Source organism: Streptomyces sp. SID3343 (assembly GCF_009865215.1).
Taxonomy (GTDB): domain Bacteria; phylum Actinomycetota; class Actinomycetes; order Streptomycetales; family Streptomycetaceae; genus Embleya.
Map to the genome: position 1 here is coordinate 1 of NZ_WWJX01001036.1, position 7,887 is coordinate 7,887.

7 protein-coding genes and 1 pseudogene are annotated in these 7,887 nt (G+C 71.3%); 3 read left to right on the forward strand and 5 right to left on the reverse strand.

Translation table 11 applies throughout. From position 1 onward, the window contains the following. Positions 1 to 239: pseudogene (locus GT354_RS54810) on the reverse strand (hypothetical protein); the annotation flags it as partial. Positions 240 to 557: 318 nt separating this feature from the next. Between GT354_RS54810 and GT354_RS32385 the strand changes: the two are divergent. The 3 genes from GT354_RS32385 (at position 558) to GT354_RS32395 (ending at position 4,970) form a co-directional block, all read left to right on the forward strand. Then, positions 558 to 3,008 (forward strand): ABC transporter permease, encoded by a 2,451-nt coding sequence (locus tag GT354_RS32385; protein WP_161359942.1) that lies wholly within the window; start codon positions 558 to 560, stop codon positions 3,006 to 3,008. Between the two features lie 184 nt (positions 3,009 to 3,192). Next, positions 3,193 to 3,843: an RNA polymerase sigma factor gene (locus GT354_RS32390; RefSeq protein ID WP_346012278.1), complete on the forward strand. Its 651-nt coding sequence runs from the start codon at positions 3,193 to 3,195 to the stop codon at positions 3,841 to 3,843. Then, the gene (locus tag GT354_RS32395) at positions 3,840 to 4,970 is read left to right on the forward strand and encodes a CU044_5270 family protein (protein ID WP_161359943.1); all 1,131 of its coding nucleotides are present in this window, start codon (positions 3,840 to 3,842) and stop codon (positions 4,968 to 4,970) included. The genes GT354_RS32390 and GT354_RS32395 overlap by 4 nt, the downstream gene beginning before the upstream one ends. Before the next feature lie 201 nt (positions 4,971 to 5,171). On the opposite strand, the gene GT354_RS32400 is transcribed toward GT354_RS32395, so the two are convergent. The 4 genes from GT354_RS32400 to GT354_RS32415 form a co-directional block, all read right to left on the reverse strand. Beyond that, on the reverse strand, positions 5,172 to 5,573 hold the full coding sequence (locus GT354_RS32400; protein ID WP_161359944.1) for an SgcJ/EcaC family oxidoreductase: 402 nt from the start codon (positions 5,571 to 5,573) through the stop codon (positions 5,172 to 5,174). A 123-nt stretch (positions 5,574 to 5,696) separates the two neighbouring features. Further along, positions 5,697 to 6,164, reverse strand: coding sequence for a hypothetical protein (locus tag GT354_RS32405; protein ID WP_202512559.1), 468 nt, complete (start codon positions 6,162 to 6,164; stop codon positions 5,697 to 5,699). Positions 6,165 to 6,373: 209 nt separating this feature from the next. Continuing rightward, entirely contained in the window at positions 6,374 to 7,078 is a 705-nt protein-coding gene (locus GT354_RS32410; protein WP_161359945.1) for an MIP family channel protein, read from the reverse strand. A gap of 300 nt (positions 7,079 to 7,378) precedes the next feature. Further along, the coding region (locus GT354_RS32415; RefSeq protein WP_202512560.1) for a LytR C-terminal domain-containing protein at positions 7,379 to 7,887 on the reverse strand (509 nt) is incomplete at its 5' end.

A 7,887-nucleotide genomic window follows, 5' to 3' on the forward strand; every position in this document is an offset into this window, starting at 1 on the left:
GGGGGAGGAGTGGTGGGTGTGGTGGCGGGCGCGGTGGTGGTGCCGGGCGGGGGGCTGACGCTGTGGGTGGTGGGGGCACTTGCGCCGGTTTCGGCGCCGGCCCCGGGTCCGGCTGTGTGGTCGTTGTCGTCGTTGCGGAACCACATGACGAGCGCGACTCCGACGCACAGCGCGACGACCACTGCGACGGCTGCGAAGGGCGCGATCCTGTGGCGGCGTGGTGAGTTCGACTCGGTCATGACGATGTGACGGATCGTTACCCGGACGGGTTCCCTCTGGTTCCTCTGGTTCCTCTGGTTTCCTCGGGTTCCTTCGGGTTCCTTCGGGTTTCCTCGGGTTCCCTCGGCTTCCCTCGGGCTCCCTCGCCTTCTCGCGGCGGTGGCGTTGGTTGCTCGATCCGCCACGTGCGGCGGCCGGGTTCGACCTCGCCTGGGCGAAGCAGGCGGCGGGCTCGTATCCGCCCCGAGTCGCGTGCGGCCGACCGGGGGGTCTGCCCCCGGTGCGAGAGGGAGGTGGGCCGCAGGGTGCTCGGGGCCCGCGAGCGGTTGGGTTGAGCCATGTACGGAATACCGGTGCGCACGCTGCGGCTGCGATGGCCTTTGTTCACAGGCACGTTCATCGCGCTGACCCTCGGCGTGTGTCTGGTCTCCGCGCTCGGGCTCGGACTCGCCGCGGCGCTCGACACCGCGGCCCCGGCCCCGCGCCGCTATGGCGCGGCGCCCGTTGTCGTGCACCTGGACGAGAAGCTGAAGGTGCCCGCGAGCAGCGGACACGACAGCGCGCCGCTCGCCGAACGCAAGGGTCTGCCGGCGGAGTTGATCGCCGACGTCACCGCGACCGGGCCGACGGTGGTGGACCGTACCTTCCCCGCCACGGTCGCGGGCGGGCCCTCGGACCAGGTCGGGCACGGGTGGTCGGCCGCCGCGTTCACCCCGTACGAACTCGCCTCGGGCCGGGCGCCCGAGCGCGACGACGAGATCGTGGCGACCGCCGGTCCGGGCGCGGTCGGCGAACCGGTCCGGGTGCTCACGGCCGACGGCCCGCGGATGTACACCGTGGTGGGCCGGGCCCGCCCGGTCGACTTCGAGTCGGCGGTGTTCTTCACCGACGCCGAGGCCGCCCGCATCTCGCCGCGCGTCGACGCGCTCGTGGCGTACGGGCCGCTCGACGCGATCACCGGGGCCGTGCACGAGCGGGCCGACATCCGCACCGGCGGCGCCCGCCGCGAGGCCGAACCGACCACCGCGCGCGAACAGGAGGACCTCGACAACACCGCGATCCTGCTCGGCGTCTCGGCCGGTGTGGCCGGCTTCGTGGCGATCTTCGTCGTCGCGTCCACGTGTGCGCTGGGCGTCGCGCGGCGGCACGGGGAGTTCGCGCTGCTGCGCATGGTCGGCGCGACCCCGCGCGGCGTGCGGCGGGTGGTCCTGCGCGAGATCGCGCTCGTGGGTACGCTCGCGGCCGGCGCGGGATGCGCGCTGAGTCTGCCCGCCGCCCCGGCGCTGGGCCGCGCGCTGGTGCGCGAACACCTCGCGCCGGCCGGCTACACGGTGGGCTGGTCGACCGTGCCGGTCGTGGTCGCCTTCGCCACCGGGGTCACCGTCGCCCTGCTCGGCGCGTGGACCGCGGCGCACCGGGCAGGCCGGGTGCGCCCGATCGAGGCGCTGCGTACGGCCGCGGTCGAGGTCCGCCCGACGACCCGGCTGCGGCTGCTGATCGGCGTGGGTCTGATCGGCGGTGCGCTCGTCATGCTGGGCCAGGGCGCGATCACCGAACCGGCGAGCGCGCTCAACCGCAAGCAGTACATCCCCGTGACGATGCTGCTGATCACCGGTGTCGCGGTGCTCGCGCCGACGATCGTCGCCCCGCTCGCCCGGGCACTGACCGGGATACTGCGGCCGACCCGTCCCGGTGGTCGGCTGGCTCGCGCCAACTCGCTGGCCCTGCCGCGCCGGACGGCCTCCATCGCCGCACCGATCCTGGTCACCATCGGCCTGGCCGGCGCGCTGATCGGCGTCGCGGATACGGCTCGTGCGGCCAAGGTGTCCGCCGTGCGCAACACTGTCGACGCCGACTTCGTGATCGCCCCGCAAAGCCCGGGCGGGCTCAACCGGGCCGTCGTCGAGCAGGTGCGCACGACACCGGGTGTCGACGCGGCGGCGACCGTGCCGACCACGATGTACACGGTGGAGGGCGGCGTGGCGCTGATCCCGCGCCCGGCACACGCTGTGGATCCGGCGACCTGGTCCCCGATCACAGGAGTGCGGGTCCTCGCCGGCTCGCTCGCGGATCTCGCCGACGACACGATCGTGGTCGACGAGGACTGGTCGCAGCAGACGGTCGGGCAGCGGGTGCGGGTGTGGGCCGGTGACGGTACGCCCGTGACGCTGCGGATCGCAGCCGTCGTGCACGGTGACCCGGGCTCGTTCGTGAGCTCCCGATTCGGGCGGGGCACCCTTCCCGACGCGATCTACGTCAAGCTGCGCCAGGGCACGGACCACACCGTGGCCGAGGCCCACCTGCGCGCCCGTACCCGAGAGTTGGGCGCGGACGTGCTGCGCGCGGACGAATGGGGCCGGGCGCCGGCGGGCGGCGGCGGGCGGCACAGCCGTGCCGGCGTCGCGGTGATCGTGGGCCTCGCGGTCCTGTACACGAGCGTCGCGATCGTCAACACGACCGCGACGGTCACCTTCGACCGCCGTCGCTATATCGCCGCGCTGCGGCTCGCGGGTGCCACCAACGGGCAGGTGACGCGGTACCTGGCGGGCGAGACGCTGATCCCGATCGCGGTCGGTTTCGTGCTCGCGGCCGGGGTGACCGCCGTTCAGCTCGGGGGGACGTGGATCGCGGCGTATCGCTACGCGGGGCCGACGGGTGTGGTGCTGCCGTGGGCCGAGGTCGGCGTGGTCACCGTCGTCGCGGCCGGGCTCGCGCTCGCCGCGACGGTGATCCCGGCCCTGGTGACGATGCGCGATCCGGCGATCCGGGCGGTGGGCGCCGAACGGTGACGGGGTGGCGGTTGGATTCGTCGACTTCCGTGCTCATGCGCGGGGTCTCATGCGCGGGTTCTCACGCGCGGGGTCTCATGCGCACGGTTTCCGGCGCACGGTTGGGAGATCCCGACCCGTGACTCACGTCGGGCATGTGACCCGGATCACGGCAACGGGGTGGCTCGGGAGAACAAGCACAGTCGTGGACTATTCGATGTACGCGAGCGTGCGAGCCGGTGACCCGGCCGCCTTCCGGGAGTTGTTCACCCAGCACGCGCCGACCGTGTACGCGCACGCCTTCCGAGTCACCGGGGACTGGGCAGCAGCGGAGGACGTCGTGTCGTTGGCGTTCCTGGAAGCCTGGCGACTGCGCGAGCGATTGCGCGACGAGGGTTCGAGCCCCAGGCCGTGGTTGATGGGCATCGCGATCAACGTGCTGCGCAACCGGGGGCGGGCCGCCCGCAGACACCGCGAGGCGATGGCCAGACTCCCGCCCCGGGAAAACGTCCCCGATTTCGCCGACGAACTCGTCGGCCGAATGGCCGACGCGCGGCGCCTGGCCGCTGCCAAGACTGCCCTGGGCAAGTTACGGCGGATCGACCGTGAGGTGTTCACGCTGTGCGTGTGGTCGGGACTGACCTCCGCCGAGGCGGCCCGGGCCCTGGACGTGGCGGAAGGTACCGTACGGGCCCGCCTCTCCCGGGCCCGGGTACGCATGCGCAAGCTCGCCGCCGCCGAATTGTCTGCCCTGTCGTCGCCGGAATCGGAAAAGCCGCAACGGTCGCCCCGCTCGGGACAACAACGGGGCAGCCGCACCGCCGCGGCCGGCCCCGCGAGGAAGGAAAACCGATGAACCGCGACGCGCCACGGCTCCCCGAACGGCCCGCCGACGACCGCGCCCCGGACGACCGGACCCCCGACGACGGGAACCCCGAGGACCGGAACCCCGACGACAGGGACGCCGATCTCTTCGAGGCATCCGGCGATCCCGTCCTGTCCGCGGGCAGCCTCCGACTGCTCGAGGGACATCTGATGAGCGAAATCGACGCCGTGGCCGACCCGTTGGACGCGCCGGCCACCCACCCCGCCCCTCGCTCGCGTCGCACGTCGCGCCGCACGATCCACCGCCGCCTGGCCTGGGTCGCCGCGCCGGTCACCGCGCTCGCAGTGGCCGCGACGATCGCGCTGTACCCGTCCGACGGCGGCGGCCGCGACTTTCGGGTCGCCCCCGAGGGCAAGCCGCCGCTCACGGTGGTCAAGGTCCTGCCCGGCAGCACGAAGAACCTGGCCGCAGTCGTCGACCGGATCTCCCTGGCCGCGGACACCTCCTCGCGGACGCCCCGGCCGGACCAATACCTGTACGTCGAGAGCACCACTGCCAACGCGGTCTTCGTCGGCAACGAAACGGCGTACGTCGGGGAGCGGCACACCCGTCGTGTGTGGGCCACTCCGGACGGCCGCCAACTTCTGGTCGCCGGTGGCCCCGGCCCCGAGATCTGGCGCGGCGACAACCCCAACCCCTATGTGGGCGACCCGACTTACGACTTCCTGGCCGCCCTGCCGCGCGACCCCGACGCACTGCTCGCCCGGATCCACGCCGAGACCGAGGGACAGGGCAGCGGCGTCGACGCCCAGGCGTTCACGACGATCGGCGACATGATCCGCGAGCAGGTTCTGCCACCGGGCCTGGCCGGCGCGGTGTACCGCACGGCGGCCCGGATTCCCGGCGTGGTGGTGGTGCCCGAGTCCACCGACGCCCTCGGGCGTACCGGCATCGCCCTGGCCCGCGCCGATGACGCCGGCGGGGACCGTACGGAGTGGATCTTCGACCGCGACACCTACGCGTTCCTGGGCGAACGTACCGTCCTGACTCGGGCTGTCAACGGCCTTGCGGTCGGCACCGTCACCGGCCTCAGCGCGGTGGTCAAGCAGACGATCGTCGACACCGTGCCGGGCGACCAGGACGTGGCCCGCGCCTGATCGACCGTCGGCGGGCCCCGGTCTTTCGCGCACCGGGGCCCGGGTGGCGTGGATCCGTTGGGGCCGACCGGCTTTGTACGAAAGCCGATTGCTCGTTGCTGCCCGCTGTTGCTGCCGTTGCTGCTGTACTGCCGCTGCCCCGCAGCGGTAGACGGTCGCGGTCGTACCCGCTCGGCGTTTCGGCCCGGAGCCGGTCGCTTGCTACGCGTTGCCCGGCGTGGCCGGCGCCGCGTGCTCGGCGAGCGCGTCGGTGACTGCGGTGAGGTCGAAGTAGTCGCGCCAAGCCCGGATTTCGCCGTTCTCGATCTCGAAGACCCCGGTGACCAGGATGTCGAGCGTGCCGCCGTCGGCGAACGTGAACGTGTCGGTGCGCTCGTTGAGCACGACGTTGCCGTTCGCCGCCTGCCGATGCACCGTGAAGTGCGCGCCCGAGTACGGCTCGACGAAGGCCGCGATGAAGTCACGGATCGCCGCCCGCCCGCTGACCGGCATGATCGGGATGTTGTGATACACCGCGTCCTCGGCGAAATACCCGGCCAGTTCGTCGGCATCGAGCCGCGACCAGGCTGCCACGAATCGGTCGACAAGCGCCTCGGCATCCATCCGGAACCCCTCTCCTCGGTGACCCTGCGGCCCGGTGATTCGCACTGCGGCGATCCGTACCGCGGCGACCGTAGTCCGCGACCGCACCGGATGCCAGAGTCACGCGCGCACCCTTCGGCCGGATCAGGGATGGGCCGGCGCGATCCCCAAGGCGCGAAAGCAGGTCCGCTGGTCGAACCACAGGAGACCGACGGTCGTCGCGCTCATCAGCGCGGCCATCGCCCAATGCCCGGCGACGGTGGTGACGGGTGTTCCGAGCAGCCCCAGGATCAGGTGGAGGCCCAGGCGCAACGCCACCAACCCGAGGAAGATGGCACGGGTGTGGCTGTTCTTCAGCATCGCCTTGAGCAGCTTGCGCCGCTTGGCGAAGACCGTCACGCCGATGACGATGTTGACGACGGCGAGCGCGCCGAGCACCATCCACGAGTTCGAGTCGGCCTTGAGAAAGTCCCAGGCCCCGGCGGCGATGCCCTCCGACGCGAAGAACCAGACCGGCAGTGGCCGAATGTCCCGCAGCGCGACCTCGTCGCCGACACTCGCCGCCGCACCCTCGGCCCGCTTACCGTCACATGCCTCGACACTGCCGTTCATCGCCGTCCCCCGAAGCCGTCGTTCCCGTTCCCTGCTTGCACATCAGAAATTCTGGCCTGCCCGTGAACGCGACGACAGTGACGCGGATCGCGATTCGGCCCATACATTTGTCATGGCCGCGCCCACCCGCCCGCCACGGGCGCCGCCCGCCGACCTAACCACGCATCCCACCCCGTCCGCCGGCCTCCACGCTGCCGCTCGGGGGGTCGTCAGTCCGTGGCTTCGACCAGGACCTTCACCTGAGGGTGCGTCACCAAGTGCACCCCGGCGGCGATCAGGCCGCCGACGAGCGGTGCCACGATGAACAGCCACAACTGACTCAACGCGTCGCCGCCCGCGAACAGCGCCGGCCCCAGGCTGCGTGCCGGGTTCACCGACGTACCGGTGAGGGGAATGCCGACCAGGTGGATCACCGCGAGCGCGAGACCGATCGGCAGGCCGTCGAACCCGGTGACGGCGAGCCGGTGGGTGACCGCGAGTACGACGAACACCAGCAGGAACGTGAGCACCACCTCGGCCAGAAACGCGCCGCCGAGGTTGATGCCCACCGTCGAACGATCACCCCAACCATTGCTGCCGAACTTCTCGTGCGTCTTGAGCCCGGGCACCTGCTTCGCGAGCAGGTACAACAGCGCCGCCCCGGCGATACCACCGACGAACTGCGCGACCCAGTAGCCGACCGCGGTCCGCACCCCGATCCGCCGAGCGGCCAGGAAGCCCATCGTCACCGCGGGATTGATGTGACAGCCCGAGAGAGCGCCGAGACTGTACGCCAGAGCGAGAAGCACGAATCCGAAGGCAAGTGCGATGCCGGTAGCACCCAGGTAGGGCGCCCCCAGGACCGCGGCTCCCACCGCGAAGAAAACGAGCAGCAGAGTTCCCAAGAACTCGCAGATCAATGCCCGGCGTTCCACGAAGGCTCCTCAGATAGATCGGGACGGACCCGCTCGTAGTACCCGAGACGCACCATTCGTCATACCAAAACATCGGATATCCCCCGTCTGGCGGGTCGCGTGGGCGACCGACGGGTTGCGCAAACGACCGAGGGGTTGCGCAAACGACCGACGGTTCGTGCGGATGTCCCGCCGGTCGCCGATGACCGGTCGCAGCCCGGGACGCGCCGAGGTCGTCGGTTCCGGTAGAGGCCCGGAGGCGGGCAGCGGACCGGTGCGAGTTGCCCGTGGGCTTGCGTCACGTCGATCGGTTGTAGCGGGTCACCAGGTGTAGAGGGGAACGCCGCGCGAGTCCTTTTCCTGGTTGACTTCCATACACGCGCCGTCCTCTGAGGCGTTCAGCGCGTCTGCCGTCTTGGGCAGCTCGCCGGCCGGTGGTGAACTGGGCGGCGGGGACGTAGCGGTCTTGCCGTCGTTGCCGGCCGTGCCGAACGTGGTGCCGCTCTTCCAGTCCGTGCCGATCACCAGGGTCAGACGGGTGGCCTGCTTCGATTCCTGGAGCGCCTTGTCCGGGAGACCGAGCGAGGCGGCGACCGCCTTCGCCACTTCCTGGCCGCTCGCGGGATGGATCAGAGTGGTGGTGCTCGTCTGCTTGGGCACGACGGTGCTCTTGACGGCCTGGGTGTAGCCCTGCTTCACGAGTTCTTCGGCGACCGCTCCGGCTCGGTTCGGGGCCGAGGTGCCGATGCCGTTCTGTACGGATATCGCGACCTTCGCCTTGTCCACGGTGGGAGGGGCCGGGGGCTGGGGGGTTTCCGGGATGGCCGGGG